Here is an 18202-nt window from a genome sequence, read left to right on the forward strand (position 1 = left end):
TATAATAGTACTTATATGCAAAAAAATGAGGGGGATCAAGTTTGACACTTGAAATACTAAACAATTTTAATATAGAGCAGTTTCAAAATGATTTAATTGGTTGGTTTGAAGAAGAACAGCGCGACTTACCATGGAGAAAGAATAAAGATCCATACCGCGTTTGGGTTTCTGAAATTATGTTACAGCAAACAAGAGTAGAAGCTGTAAAACCATATTACGCAAATTTTATGGGGAAGTTTCCTACACTTGAAGCGTTAGCGAACGCAGATGATGAAGAAGTATTAAAAGCATGGGAAGGTTTAGGATATTATTCTAGAGCACGTAATTTACATGCGGCAGTAAAAGAGGTAAAAGAAGTATACGGCGGAGTTGTACCAAGTGATGTAAAGAAAATTGAAAAGTTAAAAGGAGTGGGACCATATACAAAAGGTGCTATTTTAAGTATCGCATATGGTATACCAGAGCCGGCAGTTGATGGAAATGTTATGCGTGTATTATCTCGTATTTTATCAGTATGGGATGATATTGCAAAACCAAAGACTCGAAAAGTTTTTGAAGAGATTGTGCGTGAAATTATTTCAGTAGAAAACCCATCTTATTTTAATCAGGGATTGATGGAATTAGGTGCACTAATTTGTATTCCGAAAAATCCAGCATGCTTACTTTGTCCTGTACGTGAACATTGCAGAGGATATGCTGAAGGTGTTCAAAAAGAATTACCAGTAAAAAGTAAAGCGAAAGCTCCTAAAATGGTACCTATTGTTGCAGGTGTACTTCAAACTGAAGACGGTCGTTACGTTATTAATAAACGTCCAAGTACAGGTTTGTTAGCTAACATGTGGGAGTTTCCGAATGTGGAACTTGGAGAAGGTATTCGAAATCAGAAGGAACAGCTTATAGATTATATGAAAGAAAAATTTGAGCTCGAGGTTTCTATTGATGAATACGCAATGAATGTACAACATACGTTTACACATCGTACTTGGGATATATTTGTATTTTACGGAAAAATAACCGGTAATATTGTTGATACAGATACATTAAAATTTGTATCAAAAGAGGTATTTGAGCAATTACCTTTCTCAAAATCACACCGTACTATTTATGAAAATTGTGTGGAGAAAATTACAATGCAATAAACAAAAAAAGTGTTCCCAATCTAGGGAACACTTTTTTAATCGTAAGAAATTTTTGTCCCATGAGTCCAACTAGCTTCACCTTCTTGTAAGCCGCCTCTTGATTCGATTTCTACTACAATTTCTTTGTAAATACTTTGCCCTTCTACATTTAAATAAGGCAGAACCTGTTGTAGTGAGTGATGAAAATAAGCTAATTCATCTTCTTTCCATTCATTTTTTGAAATCATCGTTAGTTCAGTCATATCGCGTCCTATATACATATTTACACCTCCATTTTCTATAGTTTGAATGAGTAACAAAAGTTATATGCGGAAATTTTAAAAAAGAAAATTACGGATAGCTTCTAAGTGAATTGGTTACATTATTGATTGTGGAGGTGAGAAAGATGAGTAAAAAACAACAAGGTTATAACAAAGCAACTTCTGGTGCTAGCATTCAAAGTACAAATGCTAGTTATGGTACAGAGTTTTCAACTGAAACAGATGTACAAGCTGTAAAACAAGCAAACGCACAATCAGAAGCAAAGAAAGCACAAGCTTCTGGTGCACAAAGTGCAAACGCTAGTTATGGTACAGAATTTGCAACTGAAACAGACGTGCATTCTGTGAAAAAACAAAATGCTAAGTCAGCTGCAAAACAATCACAATCTTCTAGCTCAAATCAGTAATGAAAGAAAAACACTTCTCTAATTCGGGAGAAGTGTTTTCTTTTTGCGTGGATCGTTGTAATGAAAAGAAAGCGAACGACATAACTTCTAATAAGTCAACAAATGTAGTCAAAGGAGAAGGAAGTTAACAATTAGAATTATGTAATTAGGAATAATAACTGATGAATAAGTCCAAAAGGGGGTAAGTAATGAACGATTTTGATAAGTTGGTAGGGGAGCAATTAGAAACGATGGATGAGTTGTTAAAGTTACAAGCACATCTAGAGAAGTATCAACAAATCGAAATGAATGAAAAAGATACGTGCGATAAAAAAGAACTGCATTTTATCCGTCAGGAAATATATAGAACAGAAGTAGCGTTGAAGATGTTACATGAGAAATTTGAAGAACAAACGAATAGTGTAATTCAATCTTTTACAACTGAAAAAATGATTTCAAATTTAGGATAAGATATATTGTTATCTTCAGGTGAAAAGTCCTTCTTTGTATGGAAATAGAGAAGGGCTTTTTCTATTACATGTCCTCGCTTATAAATAATGCAGTACAATCCCTATCTCTTAAGAAGAGTTGGGGCATAGTATTCAACGATAAACCTCCTGCATATTCAGTTTGAAAAATAGAGTCTTATCCCTTTAGTTTTAAAATTTCGACAAAAAAGTTATAATAGAAAAAAAGTGAATGCCGTTCAAAGGGCATTTGCAGTTGAAAGAAGGGAGCATATATGGGATTTCCCAAAGAAGGAGAAAAAGTACAAATACATAGTTATAAACATAATGGCTCCATTCATAGAATGTGGGAAGAAACAACAATTTTAAAAGGGACACAGAGTCTTGTAATCGGAGCGAATGATCGTACAGTAGTTACAGAATCGGATGGCCGAACATGGATTACTCGTGAACCAGCAATTTGTTATTTTCATGCCAACTATTGGTTTAATGTGATTGGGATGCTTAGGGAAGATGGCGTATATTATTATTGTAATTTAAGCTCACCTTTTGCGTATGATCCTGAAGCATTAAAGTATATTGATTATGATTTAGATATTAAAGTATATCCAGATATGACATATACGCTTCTAGATGAAGATGAGTATGAAAAACATAGTCAAATTATGCAGTATCCACCTGTTATTGATACAATTTTAAAACGAAATGTAGCACATTTAACACAGTGGATTCATCAAAGAAAAGGTCCATTTGCACCAGACTTCGTAGATATGTGGTATGAACGATATTTAATGTACAGAAATTAAAACAAACCTGCAGGGGGCTTCCCGGCAGGTTTGTCCTATTAGAGGGGGGATTATGTGCAAGGCATAAAAAGATATTTACAATTTGTTAAACCATATCGATGGCTTATTGCTATTACAATTATTATTGGACTAGTTAAGTTCGGTATCCCACTTATTATGCCGTGGTTATTAAAGTATATTATCGATGATGTAATTCAAGGCGCGGGCTCACTTCAAGATAAAACATCTCAATTAATAACAGCGATTGGAATTGCTTTTTTTATTTTTGCGGTATTAAGACCACCGATTGAATATTATCGTCAATATTTCGCCCAACATATCGCAAATACAATACTGTATGATTTGCGGAAGCATATTTTCGGTCACTTACAAAAGTTAAGTTTACGTTATTACTCCAATACAAAAACAGGGGAGATTATTTCGCGTGTCATCCATGATGTAGAACAAACGAAGGATTTTGTAATTACTGGTTTGATGAACGTCTGGTTAGATACTGCAACAATTGCTATTGCTATCATTGTTATGTTTTCTATGAATATAAAATTAACATTTGTTGCGTTATTGATTTTACCTATTTATGTAATTGCAGTGAAATATTTTTTCGGACGTCTTCGGAAATTGACGAAAGAGCGTTCACAAGCGTTAGCGACGATGCAAGGGTATTTGCATGAACGTATTCAAGGAATGCAAGTGACACGTAGCTTTGCGTTAGAAGAGTATGAGGGGAAGCAGTTTGAAAAAAGAAATAATGAATTTTTAACGAAAGCATTAACCCATACAAGTTGGACGGCAAGAACATTTTCGGCAGTAAATACGTTAACCGATTTAGGTCCGTTACTTGTGATTGGTTTTGCAGCATATGAAGTAATTCAAGGGCAGTTAACGCTAGGAACGATGGTAGCTTTTGTTGGATATATGGATAGTTTATATAGTCCGCTTCGCCGCCTTGTTAATTCATCTACAACATTAACACAATCTTTTGCATCGATGGACCGTGTGTTTGAACTGTTAGATGAAAAATACGATATTGTTAATGTACCAAATGCGGTACAAACGAAAAAATTAAATGGAGAAATTGTATTTGACAATGTTTCTTTTCGTTATAATGCAGATGAAAAAGAGATATTACACAACTTGTCATTAACTATGCAGCCTGGAGAGAAAGTAGCGCTTGTAGGAGCGAGTGGGGGGGGAAAGTCATCTCTTGCTAGTTTGATCCCGCGTTTCTATGATGTTTCTGAAGGCGCGGTTTATGTAGATGGCATAGATGTAAGAAAGTACAATATGAGAAATTTGCGTAGTCATATTGGAATTGTACTGCAGGATAATTTATTGTTTAGCGATACAATTGGAGCTAATATTTTATATGGAAATCCGAAAGCTACAGAGAAAGAAGTGATTGCAGCTGCCAAAGCTGCGCAAATTCATGATTTTATTATAGACTTACCAGATGGTTATAATACTGTCGTTGGAGAACGTGGTGTGAAGCTATCAGGCGGGCAAAGACAACGCGTGGCAATTGCACGAGTGTTTCTAAAGAATCCGTCGGTACTTATATTAGATGAAGCAACTTCAGCATTAGATTTAGAAAATGAAAGGTATATTCAAGAGGCGCTTCAGACGTTAGCTGCTGACCGGACAACGATTATAATCGCACATCGATTAGCGACGATTACGCATGTTGATACGATTATTTACATTGAAGACGGTGAGATTAAAGAGACTGGTTCTCATGAAGAGTTAATGCGAAAAAGAGGATTTTATTACAATTTATATCAACTTCAACATATAACAGAAACAGCTCCTTTACCATAAAAGGAGCTGTTTTTTTATTCGTCTTCTTTTTTATCATCGATTTGGAGTTCTTTTTCTGGTTTATGATATGTGTAGAAGCTATCTACAAGCAAATCTAAATGCTCTACTTCTTCGCTATAGTTAATGATGGAAGAAATAAGAGGGAAGAGATGTAACCATGTTTTATATGCTTCTTCATCGTCCTTATTTTGATATTCCATAAAGATATCAATTAATTCTTGTTTACCTGTTTCAACTTCATCAAGCATTTCAACTGATTGTTGTTTTTTTGCTTTACCAATAAATTTTAATAAAACTTGTTCATGATAATGCGTTAATGAGTCAAGTTCATTTTGGATAGATTCCTGAAATTCTTCCGGCATATAGCGCAGTTCATTTTCAGTACGGTGTAATGATTTTAACGTACTTAAAGCACGGCTTGTTGTCGCTAACATTTGTCTGAATAAAACGAGCTTACGAATTTTTGCGAACTTTACTTTTTTCGTATAGCTTCTTTCTTCTTTATACAGCAAATAGTAATGATTTAGTTTAATCATTTTTTCTTTCATACGATCAATATCAGTTTTTAGCGTTGTAAAATCAGAAGCCTGCCTGCTATTCATTCGAATCCATTTTACAATTTCTTCTGTATTATCAACGATACGATGATAAAGTTTTGTTTCATATTTTGGCGGCATAAATACTAAATTTACAAGTGAAGCCGCAATAATACCAATCATAATCGTCGCAAATCGAAGTAAGGCAAAACTAAAGAAATCTTCGCCTTGATACTCCATAATGGCGATAACTGTTACTAAAGCAATTGATATTGTGTTTTCTAATCGTAATTGTAATGTAAGAGCAATTACTAATATACATGTTAATCCAATAATAAAAGGATTATGTCCAAAAGCAGTAGCAAATGCGATAGCAAATATCGCACCAATTACATTTGCTTGAATTTGTTCAAGTGCTGTTAAATAAGAACGGTATACAGACGGTTGAACAGCAAAGATAGCTGAAATTCCCGCAAATACCGGACTCGGTAATTGAAGTAAAATACAAGCAAATAAAGCTAACGTGATGGCAATACCCGTTTTTAAAATGCGAGCACCAAGTTTCATACCCTTAATAAGATCCTTTCTCTTGTCATAATGAATGTACAACATGATACTATACATTCATTACAATATGTTAGCAAGTGATATTTTAGTGACGTTAAAAGAAATTAGTGTTCATTTTATCCCGCTAATTGTGAGTAGTAAGATTCCTGCCTCAAAAATTAGAAGCTAGATGCCGGTAAACGCTCGATTGGTGTAGGCTAATTAAAGTTTCACTTTATAATTTTTCCTAATTCCTTTTAAACATCAGTTTTTAGTAAAAAAACCTGCTGAATTTCAGCAGGTCTCAAATTGTTACTATAGATTACTATGAGAAGCGTACTTCGTCAATTTTTTCTTAATAATGAAAATTACTCATTTTACTCTGTTGAGATAGATGGGTCTGCCTGTTCTTTTTTCGGGATAATCTCAAAAAACTGGTTCTGTATATCATCTAATAATGCTGTTAATAAAGCGACTTCCTCATATTGCTCATGTTCGTTTAGTACACGAATATAGTCTAGCAATAATTCAGTTACATCTTTCAAACCATTTTTACTAATTGGTTGTAATGTAACATTTGCCCCTTTTGCAATTCTTCTTTTTAAGGCCTGTTCTGTTAGGCCTAAGTTTGAATCATGACGCAAATAAACAACACCGCCAGTCATGCCAGCGCAAATCCATGGACCAGGGTCACCTAAAACAAGCGCTCGCCCATTTGTCATATATTCAAAAGCAAAACCTTTAATATTGGAGTATGCCCCTATATTTCCTTGCTCTTTTTCACGGAGTGGTTTTGTTATTCTACCTCCAATTATGATGTCTGCCCCAGAAAGGCGAATGCCAGCGCGAGCATCAGCGTTCCCTTGCACGTATAGTGCTCCTTTTTGTGCACCATATCCAAATCCTTTTCCGACAGAACCGTTATAATATACTCCGTCTTTTCCTTTTGATTTCGTTATATAAATCCCACCACCAAAGGAAGTTTTACCAATGCCATCTTGTGCGCCGCCATTTACGTGTATAAATAAATTTTCACTATTGTAAGCGCCTAACCCATTTCCGGGAATAGAACCATTCGTATACTTTAATGTAAGTGGTTCAAGTTGAGTAGCTTCATATAGTTTACTGCGAACGCGATAACATGATTCTAGACCACCCATAACGCGTTGCTCTACACCAACGCCTACTAATTCTTTTGAGTCAGCGGAATGAACTGTCTTAAATTGTTTTTCTGGTACACCATCTGTTGTTGTAACAGATGGATGTTCTATTATTTGTAATAAATTACGTAAGTTTAATAAATTTTCGCCTCGAACTTGCTCTAATAAATCAGAACGCCCAACAATTGCTTGTAAATTTGTATACCCAAGCTGTCCTGTTAATCGTTTTAGTTCTATACCGAAAGAGGTGAATAAATTTAGCAGGCCAGTAACTGCGCTTTCTAATTCGCGTGGGACGAAGCGGCGTAACCCATGTTCCTTTGCTTGTGCTTCAGACTCGATTTGTGTTGCAATTCCGACATGGCAAGTATCTAGATGACACCCACGGCAAGTAGTGCAGCCGATTGCAATCATTGATAGTGTGCCAAATCCAATACGGTTTGCTCCGAGAAGCATGATTTTCAAGGCATCATTTACACTTCGAATACCACCATCTGCCCAAATCTCTACTTTATGTCTCATGCTCGCTTCTAATAAAGCGTTGTGAGCGGCTTTAACACCAATTTCTACAGGAAGACCTACATGTTGCAAGGCGTGAATACGTGCAGCACCTGTTCCGCCATCGAATCCGCTAATGTTAATAAAATCAGCACCAGCTTTGGCGATACCGACAGCAATTGTTCCGATATTAGGAACGACAGGGACTTTCACGGCTACTTTGGCAAGTTGATTAGCTGTTTTAATTTCCGTAATCATTTGAGCTAAATCTTCAATTGAATAAATATCATGGTTATTAGAAGGTGAAATTAAATCTGAGCCAATTGTCGCATTACGTGCTTCAGCGATTTTGGCTGTTACTTTTGAACCAGGTAAATGCCCACCTTCCCCAGGCTTTGCGCCTTGACCAATTTTGATTTCAATTAAGTTCGATGAGTTTAGTAGTTCGGCATTTACTCCAAATCGCCCAGATGCCACTTGTTGTCCACGTGTATGTGGATATTTTCCAATCATATCTTTAATTTCGCCGCCTTCACCGTTCAAGCTAATCATATTTAGCTGATCGGCCGCTTCTGCATATGCGCGAAAGGCAATTTCGTTTTGAGAACCAAATGACATAGAACTAATAATAAATGGAAAATCATGGTTTTTAATGCCGATAGATACTTCTTCAGTTGGAACGACATGTTTTGTTTGTTTCGTTTGAACAAGGTGTCTGATTGCGATGGGATTATTCTCTTCTAGTTCACTTAACTTGTCACGGTAATCATCATAAGAATTTCCTTTTGCAACATCGCCGATTGCTTTCCAAATTCGCGGGAATATATGAAATGATTTTCGCATTCTAATTTTAGGATTGTTATAATCATCCGCTCGCATTTTTGCATCTTCAGCAAGTGATTCAAGTGAAAAAGCTAAATCATTTGAACCGAAGAAATTTGTAATCTGTAATATATTTGCGATTTCTTCATGTAACCCAATAGATGAATAGAGACGTCCGTAACCACGTAACTCATGAATTCCAATTGTTGAAATGACTTTTTCTAATCCTTTATTAAGTGCATTATACAGATTCGTAATTGGTGTTTTTGTTCCATCATTTACAGTCGCGAATAATAAATATGGATTAATACTATCTGCTCCTAATCCATATAGCGTGACAATGTCATGTAAGGAGCGAAGGGCACCAGAACGTATAACGAGAGAACAATTGCGGCGTAATTTATTTTCACTTAATGCTTGATGTACTTTAGCAGTAACTAAATGTGGATCAATCCACAATCTTTCATTTAGATGGGCTTTTGCGTCATCTAATACTAGTAGGGAAGCACCATTGTTAACAGCAGCTATCGCTTCAGAACTAATGCGGCTTAATGCACATTGTAGAGTTTCTGACGAGCTGAATGTAGCAGAGATTGTGGCGATAGAGTTATGAGTTTTAAATAGCTCTATGAGTTGTTCGTACGTAATTGTGTGTAATTCCTCTGCAATAGGTTGTGCCACGCTGCCTTCTAAAATAATTGGTGAAAGCATTTCAACTACAAATGGCCGTTTTGCGCCACTTAATAAACTTGGACGCTCTCCAAGTACAGTACGTGTAGAGAAGTGTTCAATTTCACGGTCACGGTCAATTGCAGGGTTTGTAACAACAGCTACACTTTCTTTAATGAAGTCAGCGATATTTCGTCTATCAGTATCAAGTGCGGCAAGTGGTGAGTCATGCCCAAGTGAGCGTATTGGCTCAACGCCTTTTGTTGCCATCTGTTCAAGGAGTTGAATATGTTCTCGGTCCCATCCGAAAGCGACGTATTGTTTCGTTTCAACTTGAATAGAATCACATAGCCCTTGGATTTTTTTCGTTTCAGGGATAGATAAATTTAAATGGTAATTGGTAGTATCAATTCGCTTTTTAAAACGGTTATATACTTGGATTTGATATTTGTCATATTCATAAAGAACAAGTTCATCTTGTTCATTCCATTTTAATCCGACTTTTTCTCCAGGAGCGAGTGGTTTTGGTTCTGCTACATATTTAGTTGGTGATACAACTCCAGGTTCAGAAGAGAAAATATAAGAGCTCTCTGTCTCTACTTTCCATACTGGGCGTAATCCAAGGGAATCAACGCTGAAAACAGCTTCATCTTTAAAACGGGAAATGATGCCAGCTGGTCCTTGGGCAAAATGTCCCCACGCTTCACGTATATACGTATATAAATCTTGTAAAGGTGTTTCATAAAGTTTAATTTCATTAATAATTGGTGGGAATAGAATTTCCATTGCTTCAAATAAGCTGTAGTTGTATTGAACAAGTAGGGTTTCTAAGGTGCGGTTTAAATCTTGAGAGTCACTGCCTCCTGCAGTAAGTGGTACATCAATCATTTCAGCTTGATCGCGTAATTTCGCAATTGTGTTAATTTCACCATTATGTCCGAGAATGCTAAATGGTTGTACACGAAAAAAATTAGATAATGTATTAGTAGAGTAGCGGTTATGTCCTAATGTCATAGTTGAAGCGATAAGCGGATGTTGTAAATCATTATAGTAGGCAACAAGCGTATCACCAGCACCTAGAACTTTATATACAACATGATTACGACTTAATGAAGCAACATGAATTGCTTCGTTTTCCTCTATTTTTATTGTGACAGAAAATAATGTTTGCTCAATATTTGTAATTTCGTTTTCTGCGATAAGGGCAACTTGCCAAAATAAAGGTTCTTCTTGTTTACCAAGTGGACCGAGTGCATCTGAGTTTGTTACATCATCACTTTCGAAAATGATAGTAAAGTTTTTGTTGTTTAATTGCGTACGAATATAATCTTTTAAGGCAGTAATGTCTTCTTTTTTATTTAGAAAAAAATGTCCAACGATAAAGTGGGGATGATCCACAATCGTTAGATTATATCCGCTACTTTTTAGTTTTTCATTCCAAAGCGTTTTTGGTATATCAATGTGAATGCCGATGCCATCGCCCTCACCATTAATGAAACCAGCTCTATGATTCATTTTGACGAGTGATTGTATGCAAAGGTCAATGTTTTCTTTTGTAGCAATTTTTCGTTTCTCCATAACGGAAACGATTCCACACGCATCATGTTCTGCATTTCTATAATCTCGAAATAAAGACGGTGTCCATGTATTTTTTTTATTGAGCATCCGTCAATCCCCCCTCTTGTAAAAGTTAGAATAATCTTACTATTTAAGGTGCGAATCACCTTGTACACAGAGATAGTAATGCTGTAAAAGAGTATAAAACAGATAATTATGAATAATTATACTATTAATACGGAATTTATGAAATAGAAAAAAGGAAAAAAGAAAGGTGAGCTTTCTTTTTTCCTTTTAATGACGGGATTATTTATTGTCTGCTAGGGCAGCAAATGCTCTGCCGACAGCTTCGATTGTATATTCAATATCTTCTTTTGTATGTTCTGTAGTTAAGAACCATGCCTCGTATTTAGAAGGTGCTAAGTTAATTCCTTCTTGAAGCATAAGCTTGAAGAATTTACCGAACATTTCACCGTCTGTATCTTGTGCGGCATCGTAATCTTCAATTGTATTTGTTGTGAAGTATACAGTTAAAGCCCCTTTTAGACGGTTTAATGTAATGTCGATATTATGTTTCGCTGCTTGTTCTAAAATTCCTTTTTCAAGCATTGCACCAAGTTCATCTAATTTCTCATAAAGCCCTTCTTGTTGAAGCACTTCTAGACAAGCGATACCTGATGCCATAGAAGCAGGGTTTCCTGCCATTGTACCAGCTTGGTATGCAGGTCCAAGCGGAGCAACTTGTTCCATAATTTCTTTCTTACCACCGTAAGCACCGATTGGTAAGCCGCCGCCAATAACTTTACCAAGCGCTGTTAAGTCAGGTGTCACACCAAGTAAGTCTTGAGCACCACCGTACATAAAGCGGAAAGCAGTAATAACTTCATCATAAATTACTAATGCGCCAGCTTCGTGAACAAGTTCATTCACTTTTTCAAGGAATCCTGGTTTAGGCTCTACAATACCGAAGTTTCCAACGATCGGTTCTACAAGGATAGCTGCTACTTCATGACCCCATTTATCTAAAGCCTCTTTTAAAGTTTCTACATTATTAAATGGAACAGTAATAACTTCTTGTGCAATACTTTGTGGTACGCCAGCTGAGTCAGGAGTTCCTAAAGTAGAAGGACCAGATCCAGCTGCCACAAGTACTAAATCAGAATGACCGTGGTAACAACCAGCGAATTTCATGATTTTTGTGCGACCTGTATAAGCACGAGCAACACGAATCGTTGTCATCACTGCTTCTGTACCAGAGTTTACGAAACGGACTTTATCTAATGCAGGCATTGCTTCTTTTAACATTTTTGCGAATTTTACCTCTAGCGCTGTTGGTGTTCCATAAAGTACCCCATTTTCAGCAGCTGTTGTAATTGCTTTTGTTATATGCGGATGAGCATGTCCAGTAATAATAGGACCGTATGCTGCTAAATAATCGATATATTTATTTCCGTCTACATCCCAGAAATAAGCGCCTTTCCCACGTTCCATAGCAACAGGAGCGCCGCCGCCAACTGCTTTAAAAGAACGAGAAGGACTATTAACACCGCCCACGATATGCTCTAAAGCTTCTTTATGTAATGCTTCTGACTTTGTGAATTTCACTACAATTCATCTCCTTACAAAAATCTATGTATTATTCTAACATGTTTTTCGAAAAGACGTATTGTTTGTGATAGCGCAGGCAGTTGGGTAAACTATTCGTTGTGACATTTAGGAGGGGGGTCCGATTATGAAATCGGTAATTGAGGTACAAGGGTTACGTAAAGAGTTTACAGCCTATTCAAGTCGTCCGGGCTTAAAGGGTGCATTTCGCGATTTATTAAATCGTAATTATAAAATAGTACCAGCAGTAAATGATGTATCTTTTACTGTAAAGCAAGGTGAAATGGTTGGTTATATCGGTGAGAACGGTGCTGGTAAATCAACAACAATTAAAATGCTTACGGGGATTTTAACTCCGACATCAGGGCAAATCACAGTAAATGGAATGAACCCACATAAACAAAGAGAAGAATTTGTAAGAACAATTGGTGTTGTTTTTGGACAGCGTTCGCAACTTTGGTGGGATATTGCAGTACAAGAATCGTTTCGTTTATTAAAGAAAGTGTACGGTGTATCAGACGCTCAGTATAAGGAGCATATGGAGCACGTAATTGAAACGTTAGATATAGGGCCTTTATTAGATAAACCAGTTCGAAAATTATCTCTTGGTCAAAGGATGCGTTGTGAATTAGCGGCAGCCTTAATTCATAATCCACCGTTATTATTTTTAGATGAGCCAACAATTGGGTTAGATGTACTTGTGAAATTGAAAATACGTGAATTTTTAAAAGAAATGAATGAACGTTATAAAACAACAATTTTATTAACAACACACGATATTACTGATATTGAAGCTTTATGTGAGCGCGTTATCATGCTGGATGAAGGGAATATTATGTATGACGGTTCTTTAAGTAATCTTCGTACGCAGTGGGGAGCAGAGAAGGAAATTCACTTTCAGTTTGTTGCACCAGTTTCCTATCAGGCTTTATCAATGGTTATGCCAGATAATCATGTCGTTTGGTCGAAAGCGAAAGAGGAAAATGCATGGGTTGCAAAAATTCCGAATGAAGAAGTTATTATTTCAATGCTTATTTCTAAAGTAGTACAAGCATTTCAAATTAAAGATTTAAAAATTAACGAAGTGTCTACAGAGGAAATTATTCGTAACATTTATGAAGAAGGTATTACGCATGGGTAAGTATATTGAAATGATTCGAATTCGCTTTTTAATGATGCTTGCGTATCGTACAAATTACTATAGCGGGATTTTAATTTATACGATTAATATCGGTGCTTACTATTTTTTATGGCAAGCAATTTATAGCGGAAAAGAGAATATTGAAAGTTTATCTATTTCGCAAATGACCACGTATATCGCAATCGCGTGGATGGCACGTGCCTTCTATTTTAATAATATAGATAGGGAAATTGCGATGGAGATTCAAGAAGGACGTGTGGCTGTAGAATTAATTCGTCCGTATAACTATTTGGGAATGAAAGTTATGCAAGGTCTTGGCGAGGGAATATTCCGTTTTGCCTTCTTTTCCATTCCAGGCATGGTTATCGTTACGTTATTATTTTCGTTGCAAATTACAACGAATTTTCAAACTTGGTTATATTTCTTCTTATCTTTAATATTTAGTTTTATTATTAATACACAAATTAATTTAATGACGGGAATGCTTACGTTTTTCCTATTTAATAATAGTGGGATTATGTATGCAAAACGCGTTGTTATTGATTTATTTTCAGGTCTATTATTACCAATTAGTTTTTATCCGTTATGGGCCCAAAAAGCAATGATGTTTTTACCGTTTCAGGCTATTAGTTATATTCCAAGTATGATTTTTTCTGAAGGTATACAGGGGAGTAAGTTGTATGAGGCTTTAGTATTTCAAGTGATTTGGGCGATTGTACTTATTATTCCAATTGTACTCATGTGGAGAACGGCGAGAAAACGTCTAATTGTACAAGGGGGATGATGAGATGCTATATATAAACTTATTTTTACAATATGCAAGTCAATATATAAAAACGAAATTGGAGTATCGAGGCGATTTTATCGTTGGTTTACTTTCTGATTTATCGCTTCAAGCAGTTAATTTAATATTTATTCTCGTTGTATTTGGGCATACACAAGCATTGAAGGGATGGAGTCGAGAAGAGGTAATCTTTATTTATGGTTTCTTTTTAGTACCATTTGCCATCTTTTCAGCTTTCTTTAATATATGGGATTTTAATGATCGATACATTATTAAAGGGGAGATGGATCGTGTATTAACGCGACCGATCCATAGCCTATTTCAAATTATATTAGAAAGAATGGAACTTGAATCTTTAATTGGAGCTATTACAGGGATTGTTGTAATGGGATATGCAGCTGTGGAGTTACAATTATCTTTTTACTGGTATGATTTCTTCTTATTTATATTGATGGTAGGAGGAGGAGCACTTGTATATGGAGGGATATTTGTTACGTTGGCGAGCCTTGGTTTTTGGTCGGATGCGAAAAGTTCAATTATGCCTCTTATGTATAACATAGGTAATTACGGGCGCTATCCTGTTAATATTTATAATCGTGTAATTCGTTTCATTTTAACGTTCGTTTTACCGTTTGCGTTTGTTGGAGTATATCCAGCAGCATACTTTTTAAGAAAAACAGAATGGAATAGTTATGCATTTGCGACGCCAATTGTTGGTATTATCTGTTTTACGATTGCAATCACCCTCTGGAACCAAGGGGTAAAAAGGTATCGAGGCGCGGGTAATTAATTATAGAAGCTTGTTCGTTTCTAAGGGATAAATCAGTTCTCCACCTCATACATATAAAATGAGGTGGAGGACATGTTATGGGGATTTATTCTATTAATTGCAGCAATCGCTATTTTGAAAAGTGTCCAATTATTATGGAGTTCCTATTCGGATTCAACGCGTTTTTTTTCGCTCTATAATTTGGCCACATTATTTTTAATCTATACAACAGTACTAATCGCATTTGGATTAAGTTACGTTGTATTAGAGGAAATGGGTTTCGCAGTTTTGAAAGAGGACGGAGAAAGTTTGAACGCTCATTCTTTTCAACTCGTCGAAGTTTGTTTATATTTTAGCGCAGTTACTTTATTGTCTGTTGGATATGGTGACATATCTCCGATTGGAATTGGGCGATGGATTGCAATCGCAGAAGCGCTAATTGGATATACACTCCCTTTTGCTTTTGTGATGAGGTCTGTAATAGACAATGAAAAATAAGGAAGCATTTGTTATAGTAAAGGAAAAGAGTAGGAGTGATAACTATGATTACAGTAGGAGAAATGGCACCAGAATTCACATTAGAGGGAAGTAATGGAGAAGAAGTTCGCCTAGCTGATTTCCGCGGTAAAAATGTAGTTCTCTATTTTTATCCCAAAGATATGACGCCAGGATGTACAACTGAAGCATGTGATTTTCGTGATGCGTATGGAGTATTTCAAGAGAAGGATACGGTTATTCTTGGAGTAAGTCCTGATTCAGCGAATAGACATTTGAAATTCATTGAGAAACATGAATTGCCATTTACACTTTTAGTAGATGAAGATCATAAAGTAGCAGAGTTATACGATGTTTGGAAGTTAAAAAAGAACTTTGGGAAAGAGTATATGGGAATCGAGCGTTCTACATTCCTTATTAATAAAGACGGTGAACTTGTAAAAGAGTGGCGTAAAGTGAAAGTGAAAGGACATATTGAGGATGTTCTTTCTTATATAAAATAAATCTACATTGGGGATAAAATATGCAGAAACAAGGCAAGTGTCTATACATATTTTACTGCCTTACATAAAGTGGAAGTGTAGGGCATACCTCCTCAGATGATAGTATTCCAAGTGCGATTATGTCGCACTTTTTTCTATGGAATATATGAAGAAAAAAGGAAAGATACATAAAAACAAGTCCTGAATATAAAAATAAACTACATACTTATAGTAGAAATATTGACGATTTATAAGAAAAGGAGTACACTCTTTATAAGAATTATAAAATAATAATCCGTATAGAATCGGGGTGCATGACGGTGGTCAAAGAAGAATTAAAAGAAGCGCTAGAAATGCTGAAAAATACGGGTGTACGCATTACTCCACAGCGTCATGCTATTTTAGAGTACCTTGTGGAATCAATGACGCACCCAACAGCGGATGATATTTATAAAGCATTAGAAGGTAAGTTTCCAAATATGAGTGTTGCAACTGTCTATAATAACTTACGTGTGTTTAAAGAGGTTGGACTTGTAAAGGAATTAACTTATGGAGACGCTTCAAGTAGATTTGATTATGTTACAAGTCAACATTATCATGTGATTTGCGAAAAATGTGGTAAGATTGTTGATTTTCCTTATGGAGGCTTGGAAAAGCTGGAAGAGGAAGCTGCGAAAACGACAGGCTTCGTTATCAATAGTCATCGCTTAGAAATTTATGGCGTTTGTCCAGAGTGTCATAAGGCGTAATATATAATAAAGAAAGAGGCTGACGGCTATACGTCAGCCTCTTTCTTTATTATATAAGGATTAGCGTGAGGTTAATCGGGATTTACAGTGCTAAGTTAGTAAGGAGGGTTAGATAAAAGTTTGTCGAATTTACTTTGTATTGGTGGAAATGAATTCTGGGAGGGGACATTTTGAAGAAATATGAGATTAAAAATAACATTCCAACATTGGAAGAATATAAATATTTATGTGATTCTGTGGGATGGACTAACTATATGAACTTTGAGGTGGCGGAAATATCACTTCAAAATTCGATTTACTGTATAACAGTCAAGGATAATAATCAAATCATCGGCATGGGGAGAATTGTTGGTGATGGGGCTATCTATTTCTATATTCAAGATATAGTGGTTCATCCAGAGTATCAAAAGAATGGTATTGGAAAGAAAATAATGAATACTTTAGTAGAATACTTAAATCAGAATGCTCCAGATAAAGCATTCATTGGTTTGTTTGCATCGCAAGGTAAAACATCATTCTACGAAAAATATGATTTTAAAGATTATTCGCCTAATATGACAGGGATGTTTACTGTTATTTCGAAAAAATAGGTGTAATAAATTTAATAAAACAATTAAAAAGTTGATTTTTTAAGAAATCAACTTTTTAATGAGTTGAAACGTTTGTAGTGTTGCAAATTCGTATTTCCCTTGATACTTATGATTTATAACTCTTCTTATTATACTTTTCATCAAATTCTTTTCCTTCTAGATCTCGATCTAGTGTTAAAGGTTGATTGCAGTGCATACATGCATCGACACGGCCGAGCATTTTGGTTGGCTTATCACAGCTTGGGCAAATAATTTGGATAGTCTTAGTAGATAACATACCAATCCAAAAGTAAACGACAGTGCTAGCGATAACAGCTAAAAAGCCAACCATCATAAACGTTGTCATAATAATAATGTTTTCGCGGAAAAAGACACCTAAGTATGCAATGAAGAGGCCGATAAATACTAAACTTAATGCAAAGGTCCGGATTTTATTGATTTTGTTTGAATACTTAATGCTCATTCTCACCACGCTCCTATACTAATAATATAACATAAAATTTAGAATTTTCACTCTCGTGTAAATTGATAAAGGGATAAGATATGAAATGAATAGGAGGGGGGCCATGAAGAATGAATGGACGCTATAAGGATTTTTACAGCGGTTTTTCAGTTTTTAACGGGATGTGAAATTTTTTTATAAAAAGTATTGACCCTGTATATACTGCATGATATATTAATAACCGTCGCTGATGCGGAAACGCAGAAAACGACAAAAAAGAAATTAAAAAACTTAGTTGACATTGAAAAATGAAGATGTTAACATAAGGAAGTCGCGAATGAGCGACTAAGTAGTTCTTTGAAAACTGAACGAAACAAACAACGTGAAACGTCAATTTTTATTTTAGGTGCTAGACAAACTAACTTTATTGGAGAGTTTGATCCTGGCTCAGGATGAACGCTGGCGGCGTGCCTAATACATGCAA

The 18202-nt window shown here is 35.7% G+C and carries 17 protein-coding genes and 1 rRNA gene; 13 read left to right on the plus strand and 5 right to left on the minus strand.

Going from position 1 to position 18202, the window contains the following annotated elements:
• The first annotated feature begins 41 nt into the window (after positions 1-41).
• Positions 42-1139, plus strand: a complete 1098-nt coding sequence (gene mutY / locus HFD78_RS24700) for an A/G-specific adenine glycosylase (RefSeq protein WP_000171394.1) — start codon at positions 42-44, stop codon at positions 1137-1139.
• A gap of 35 nt (positions 1140-1174) precedes the next feature.
• Here mutY and HFD78_RS24705 read toward each other — a convergent pair whose 3' ends face one another.
• Positions 1175-1399: a hypothetical protein gene (locus tag HFD78_RS24705; protein WP_000275436.1), complete on the minus strand. Its 225-nt coding sequence runs from the start codon at positions 1397-1399 to the stop codon at positions 1175-1177.
• 125 nt (positions 1400-1524) lie between these two features.
• Here HFD78_RS24705 and HFD78_RS24710 point away from each other — a divergent pair, with 125 nt between their 5' ends.
• The 4 genes from HFD78_RS24710 to HFD78_RS24725 all read left to right on the plus strand — a co-directional run bounded on the left by HFD78_RS24710 (position 1525) and on the right by HFD78_RS24725 (position 4873).
• Positions 1525-1806: a gamma-type small acid-soluble spore protein gene (locus HFD78_RS24710; RefSeq protein ID WP_000039046.1), complete on the plus strand. Its 282-nt coding sequence runs from the start codon at positions 1525-1527 to the stop codon at positions 1804-1806.
• 188 nt (positions 1807-1994) lie between these two features.
• On the plus strand, positions 1995-2255 hold the full coding sequence (locus HFD78_RS24715) for a YgaB family protein (RefSeq protein ID WP_000997577.1): 261 nt from the start codon (positions 1995-1997) through the stop codon (positions 2253-2255).
• Positions 2256-2527: 272 nt separating this feature from the next.
• On the plus strand, positions 2528-3058 hold the full coding sequence (gene ntdP / locus HFD78_RS24720) for a nucleoside tri-diphosphate phosphatase (RefSeq protein WP_000506624.1): 531 nt from the start codon (positions 2528-2530) through the stop codon (positions 3056-3058).
• Between the two features lie 54 nt (positions 3059-3112).
• Positions 3113-4873: an ABC transporter ATP-binding protein gene (locus HFD78_RS24725; protein ID WP_001161589.1), complete on the plus strand. Its 1761-nt coding sequence runs from the start codon at positions 3113-3115 to the stop codon at positions 4871-4873.
• A 14-nt stretch (positions 4874-4887) separates the two neighbouring features.
• Here the strand turns inward: HFD78_RS24725 and HFD78_RS24730 are convergent, their stop codons facing one another.
• The 3 genes from HFD78_RS24730 to hemL all read right to left on the minus strand — a co-directional run bounded on the left by HFD78_RS24730 (position 4888) and on the right by hemL (position 12266).
• Positions 4888-5976 (minus strand): aromatic acid exporter family protein, encoded by a 1089-nt coding sequence (locus HFD78_RS24730; RefSeq protein WP_000765787.1) that lies wholly within the window; start codon positions 5974-5976, stop codon positions 4888-4890.
• Positions 5977-6332: 356 nt separating this feature from the next.
• Positions 6333-10769, minus strand: a complete 4437-nt coding sequence (locus tag HFD78_RS24735) for a glutamate synthase-related protein (RefSeq protein ID WP_000932754.1) — start codon at positions 10767-10769, stop codon at positions 6333-6335.
• Positions 10770-10967: 198 nt separating this feature from the next.
• The gene (gene hemL, locus HFD78_RS24740) at positions 10968-12266 is read right to left on the minus strand and encodes a glutamate-1-semialdehyde-2,1-aminomutase (protein WP_000673239.1); all 1299 of its coding nucleotides are present in this window, start codon (positions 12264-12266) and stop codon (positions 10968-10970) included.
• Positions 12267-12393: 127 nt separating this feature from the next.
• Between hemL and HFD78_RS24745 the strand changes: the two genes are divergently transcribed.
• From HFD78_RS24745 to HFD78_RS24775, 7 genes are all read left to right on the plus strand, one after another.
• A complete protein-coding gene (locus tag HFD78_RS24745) occupies positions 12394-13407 on the plus strand; it encodes an ABC transporter ATP-binding protein (RefSeq protein ID WP_000843658.1) in 1014 nt (337 codons plus the stop codon).
• Positions 13400-14191 carry an ABC transporter permease gene (locus HFD78_RS24750; RefSeq protein WP_000521519.1) on the plus strand — a complete coding sequence of 264 codons (792 nt, stop codon included), beginning with the start codon at positions 13400-13402 and terminating at the stop codon, positions 14189-14191. Before HFD78_RS24745 ends, HFD78_RS24750 begins: the two co-directional genes overlap by 8 nt.
• Positions 14192-14195: 4 nt before the next feature.
• On the plus strand, positions 14196-14981 hold the full coding sequence (locus HFD78_RS24755; RefSeq protein WP_000965772.1) for an ABC transporter permease: 786 nt from the start codon (positions 14196-14198) through the stop codon (positions 14979-14981).
• Between the two features lie 72 nt (positions 14982-15053).
• Positions 15054-15458: a potassium channel family protein gene (locus HFD78_RS24760; RefSeq protein ID WP_000964343.1), complete on the plus strand. Its 405-nt coding sequence runs from the start codon at positions 15054-15056 to the stop codon at positions 15456-15458.
• A gap of 44 nt (positions 15459-15502) precedes the next feature.
• A complete protein-coding gene (bcp, locus tag HFD78_RS24765; protein ID WP_000633710.1) occupies positions 15503-15958 on the plus strand; it encodes a thioredoxin-dependent thiol peroxidase in 456 nt (151 codons plus the stop codon).
• Between the two features lie 299 nt (positions 15959-16257).
• Positions 16258-16686, plus strand: coding sequence for a peroxide-responsive transcriptional repressor PerR (perR, locus tag HFD78_RS24770; RefSeq protein ID WP_000237829.1), 429 nt, complete (start codon positions 16258-16260; stop codon positions 16684-16686).
• A gap of 170 nt (positions 16687-16856) precedes the next feature.
• A complete protein-coding gene (locus HFD78_RS24775; protein ID WP_000759738.1) occupies positions 16857-17276 on the plus strand; it encodes a GNAT family N-acetyltransferase in 420 nt (139 codons plus the stop codon).
• Between the two features lie 106 nt (positions 17277-17382).
• Here the strand turns inward: HFD78_RS24775 and HFD78_RS24780 are convergent, their stop codons facing one another.
• The gene (locus HFD78_RS24780; RefSeq protein WP_000025058.1) at positions 17383-17739 is read right to left on the minus strand and encodes a YgzB family protein; all 357 of its coding nucleotides are present in this window, start codon (positions 17737-17739) and stop codon (positions 17383-17385) included.
• A 403-nt stretch (positions 17740-18142) separates the two neighbouring features.
• Between HFD78_RS24780 and HFD78_RS24785 the strand changes: the two genes are divergently transcribed.
• A 16S ribosomal RNA gene (locus HFD78_RS24785) occupies positions 18143-18202 on the plus strand; the annotation flags it as partial.

The sequence above is a fragment of the Bacillus sp. EKM501B genome (assembly GCF_011800505.1).
In the GTDB taxonomy this organism is placed as follows: domain Bacteria; phylum Bacillota; class Bacilli; order Bacillales; family Bacillaceae_G; genus Bacillus_A; species Bacillus_A cereus.

Excerpts from the sequence above, each read along its gene's own strand:
- HFD78_RS24705 (WP_000275436.1), bottom strand. The coding sequence starts at position 1,399 with ATGTATATAGGACGCGATATGACTGAACTAACGATGATTTCAAAAAAT.
- HFD78_RS24760 (WP_000964343.1), top strand. The coding sequence starts at position 15,054 with ATGTTATGGGGATTTATTCTATTAATTGCAGCAATCGCTATTTTGAAA.
- HFD78_RS24745 (WP_000843658.1), top strand. The coding sequence starts at position 12,394 with ATGAAATCGGTAATTGAGGTACAAGGGTTACGTAAAGAGTTTACAGCC.
- HFD78_RS24730 (WP_000765787.1), bottom strand. The coding sequence starts at position 5,976 with ATGAAACTTGGTGCTCGCATTTTAAAAACGGGTATTGCCATCACGTTA.
- bcp (WP_000633710.1), top strand. The coding sequence starts at position 15,503 with ATGATTACAGTAGGAGAAATGGCACCAGAATTCACATTAGAGGGAAGT.
- HFD78_RS24780 (WP_000025058.1), bottom strand. The coding sequence starts at position 17,739 with ATGAGCATTAAGTATTCAAACAAAATCAATAAAATCCGGACCTTTGCA.
- HFD78_RS24710 (WP_000039046.1), top strand. The coding sequence starts at position 1,525 with ATGAGTAAAAAACAACAAGGTTATAACAAAGCAACTTCTGGTGCTAGC.
- HFD78_RS24750 (WP_000521519.1), top strand. The coding sequence starts at position 13,400 with ATGGGTAAGTATATTGAAATGATTCGAATTCGCTTTTTAATGATGCTT.
- HFD78_RS24755 (WP_000965772.1), top strand. The coding sequence starts at position 14,196 with ATGCTATATATAAACTTATTTTTACAATATGCAAGTCAATATATAAAA.
- HFD78_RS24715 (WP_000997577.1), top strand. The coding sequence starts at position 1,995 with ATGAACGATTTTGATAAGTTGGTAGGGGAGCAATTAGAAACGATGGAT.
- ntdP (WP_000506624.1), top strand. The coding sequence starts at position 2,528 with ATGGGATTTCCCAAAGAAGGAGAAAAAGTACAAATACATAGTTATAAA.
- HFD78_RS24735 (WP_000932754.1), bottom strand. The coding sequence starts at position 10,769 with ATGCTCAATAAAAAAAATACATGGACACCGTCTTTATTTCGAGATTAT.